We start from the raw sequence: 3,113 nt of genomic DNA, 5'->3' as shown, positions 1-3,113 counted from the left end.
CGCAGTTCGGCGACTTCGTCAACGGCGCGCAGATCATGATCGACCAGTTCATCGCCAGCGGCGAGGCCAAGTGGCTGCGCGCCAACGGCTTGGTGATGCTGCTGCCGCATGGTTACGAGGGGCAGGGGCCGGAGCACAGTTCGGCACGGCCCGAGCGCTTCCTGCAGCTGTGCGCGGGCGACAACATGCAGGTGGCGAACGTCACCACCCCGGCGAATTATTTTCACCTGCTGCGCCGCCAGATGCATCGCAGTTTCCGCAAGCCGCTCGTGGTGATGACCCCCAAGTCGCTGCTTCGCCACAAGCTGGCAGTGTCGAAGACCGAGGAGTTCCTGGGCGACAGCCACTTCCGCCGCATCCTCTCCGATCCGAACGGGGCGTCGGATGCGGAGACGAGGCGGCTGGTGCTGTGCACCGGCAAGGTCGCCTATGACCTGATGGAGGCGCGCGACGCGGCCGGCGACAAGAACACCCAGATCGTCCGCATCGAGCAGCTCTATCCCTTCCCGGGCGAGCCTTTGTGCGAGCGGCTCCAGCTGATGCCCAACCTCGAAGAGGTGGTATGGGCGCAGGAGGAGCCGCGCAACAACGGATATTGGTTCTTCGTGGAGCCGTTCATCGAGGCGGCGCTGGGCAAGGCCAAGTGCAAGGTGGCACGTCCGCGCTATGCCGGCCGGGCCGCCGCCGCGTCGCCTGCGACCGGGCTGATGAAGCGGCACCAGGCCGAGCAGGGCGCGCTGATCGCCGATGCGCTGGGCCATTCGGTGCGCGAGGAGATCCGGCGGACCCGTTCGGCCGACTCGACCAAGAAGGCCGGCAAGGCCGCAAGCTGATACGTCGCTCCGGCGGTCGCCGGGGCTTCCCTGTTACGATGCGATCCCGCTGTCCGGGATGACGAGGTGAAGATGGCAACCGAAGTTCTGGTCCCCACGCTGGGCGAATCGATCACCGAAGCGACGCTCGGCGAATGGCTCAAGCAGCCGGGCGACGCCGTCGCCGCGGACGAGCCGATCGCCAGCCTGGAGACCGACAAGGTCTCGGTCGAGGTGCCCTCGCCGGTGGCGGGCGTGCTCGGCCAGCATGCGGTGAAGGTGGGCGACACCGTGCAGGTCGGCGCGATGATCGCGACGGTCGAGGCGGGTGGTAGCGGTGCCGCTGCCGCCAAGCCGGCTGCCCAGCCTGCTGCCGAGGCGCCCAAGAGCGAGGCGCCCGCCCCCGCGGCCGGCGGCTATGGCAATCACGGCGCCACCCCGGTGACCAGCGATGCGCCCGCCGCGCTGTCGCCCTCGGTCCGCCGCGCGGTGCTGGAGACGGGCGTCGATCCCTCGGGCGTGCGCGGCTCGGGCAAGGACGGCCGCCTCACCAAGGAGGACATCGCCGCCGCCGCCACCGCGAAGTCCGCGCCCGCCGCTGCCGAGGCGCCGCAGACCCCATCGGTCGCCGCCTCCACTGGCCGCAAGGAAGAGCGCGTGCGCATGACGCGCCTGCGCCAGACCATCGCCAAGCGCCTCAAGGACGCACAGAACACCGCCGCTTTGCTCACCACGTTCAACGACGTGGACATGACCGCGGTGATCGAGGCGCGTGCCAAGTACAAGGACCTGTTCGAGAAGAAGCACGGCGTCCGCCTCGGCTTCATGGGCTTCTTCGTGAAGGCCGCCTGCATGGCGCTGAAGGACATCCCCGCGGTCAACGCGTCGATCGAGGGCGACGAGATCGTCTATCACGACTATGTCGACATCTCGGTGGCGGTGTCCGCCCCCAACGGGCTCGTCGTGCCGGTGATCCGCGATGCGCAGGACCTGTCGGTCGCGGGCATCGAGAAGACCATCGGCGACTTCGGTAAGCGCGCCAAGGACGGCACGCTCAAGATGGACGAGATGAAGGGCGGCACCTTCACCATCTCCAACGGCGGCGTGTTCGGATCGCTGATGTCGACGCCCATCATCAACCCGCCGCAGGCCGCGGTGCTGGGCCTGCACCGCATCGAGGACCGCCCGGTGGTCCGCGACGGCCAGGTAGTGGTGCGCCCGATGATGTACCTCGCTTTGTCCTACGACCACCGCCTGATCGACGGCCGCGAGGCAGTGACGTTCCTGGTCGCGCTAAAGAATGCTATTGAGGACCCGACGCGGATCCTAATCGACCTGTAACGGAGTGGAGGCGATGAACTGGCGCGAGCATATCCACTCGGATCCCGCCGTCCTCGGCGGCAAGCCGGTGGTCAAGGGCACGCGTATCTCTGTCGAGCTAATCCTTGAGTACCTTGCCCAGGGTGGTACGGTGACGGAGATCATCGATGGGTATCCCAGCCTTACCGAAGCGGATATCCGCGCCGCCGTCGCCTTCACTCACGATCTGCTCATCAAGGAAGCGGCCTCGGCGCGTCAGGAAGCCGCCTGACGCGTGCGCCTCATCGCCGATCAGAATGTCCATCGGCGGGTGGTCAAGCGTCTTCGGGAGGCTGGGTATGAAGTCGAGCATATCCAGGAAACGATGCCCGGGAGATCGGACGAGGACCTTCTTCGCCGCGCAGATATCGGCGAAGCGATCTTCATCACCGGCGACAAGGGCTTCGGTGATTGGACCTTCAACAAAGGATTGCCTCGGCCTCGAGCGATCCTGCTGAGTCGCCTGCCCCAACCGGAGTGGGCAACAACGGCGGACCGTCTGATCGCTTGCCTTGAACGGGGCATTGCACCGGGCCAGATGGTCACCATCACCAAGAGCGGGGAACGCATCAAGCCATTCCCGCCGGGAGCGAACAATGGCTGAATACGATTATGACGTCCTGGTGATCGGCGCCGGCCCCGGTGGCTATGTCGCCGCGATCCGCGCCGCGCAGCTGGGGCTGCGCACCGCCTGTGCCGAGAGCCGCGAGACGTTGGGCGGCACCTGCCTCAACGTCGGCTGCATCCCCTCCAAGGCGATGCTCCACGCGTCCGAATATTTCGACGCCGCCGCCAATGGCGCGATGGCGAAGATGGGCATCAAGGTGACCCCCGAGCTCGACATGGACGCCATGCACGGCCAGCGCCGCGACGCGGTCAAGCAGCTGACCGGCGGCATCGAGTTCCTGTTCAAGAAGAACAAGGTCACCTGGCTCAAGGGTC

At 66.7% G+C, this 3,113-nt stretch carries 4 protein-coding genes and 1 pseudogene; all 5 read left to right on the top strand.

The window, feature by feature from the left end; translation table 11 throughout:
* Positions 1 to 833 (top strand): annotated as a pseudogene (gene sucA / locus ACFDTH_RS17930) (2-oxoglutarate dehydrogenase E1 component); the annotation flags it as partial.
* A 72-nt stretch (positions 834 to 905) separates the two neighbouring features.
* Entirely contained in the window at positions 906 to 2,153 is a 1,248-nt protein-coding gene (gene odhB, locus ACFDTH_RS17925; RefSeq protein ID WP_375288909.1) for a 2-oxoglutarate dehydrogenase complex dihydrolipoyllysine-residue succinyltransferase, read from the top strand.
* 13 nt (positions 2,154 to 2,166) lie between these two features.
* Positions 2,167 to 2,403, top strand: coding sequence for a DUF433 domain-containing protein (locus tag ACFDTH_RS17920; protein WP_375288908.1), 237 nt, complete (start codon positions 2,167 to 2,169; stop codon positions 2,401 to 2,403).
* A 3-nt stretch (positions 2,404 to 2,406) separates the two neighbouring features.
* Positions 2,407 to 2,775 carry a DUF5615 family PIN-like protein gene (locus ACFDTH_RS17915; RefSeq protein ID WP_375288907.1) on the top strand — a complete coding sequence of 123 codons (369 nt, stop codon included), beginning with the start codon at positions 2,407 to 2,409 and terminating at the stop codon, positions 2,773 to 2,775.
* A partial coding sequence (locus tag ACFDTH_RS17910) for an FAD-dependent oxidoreductase (protein WP_375288906.1) occupies positions 2,768 to 3,113 on the top strand: 346 nt, incomplete at its 3' end. The genes ACFDTH_RS17915 and ACFDTH_RS17910, both read left to right, overlap by 8 nt.

Source organism: Sphingomonas sp., from assembly GCF_042096255.1.
Taxonomy (GTDB): domain Bacteria; phylum Pseudomonadota; class Alphaproteobacteria; order Sphingomonadales; family Sphingomonadaceae; genus Sphingomonas.
This window is presented reverse-complemented; position numbering and strand designations above follow the sequence as displayed.

Excerpts from the sequence above, each read along its gene's own strand:
- odhB (WP_375288909.1), top strand. The coding sequence starts at position 906 with ATGGCAACCGAAGTTCTGGTCCCCACGCTGGGCGAATCGATCACCGAA.
- ACFDTH_RS17920 (WP_375288908.1), top strand. The coding sequence starts at position 2,167 with ATGAACTGGCGCGAGCATATCCACTCGGATCCCGCCGTCCTCGGCGGC.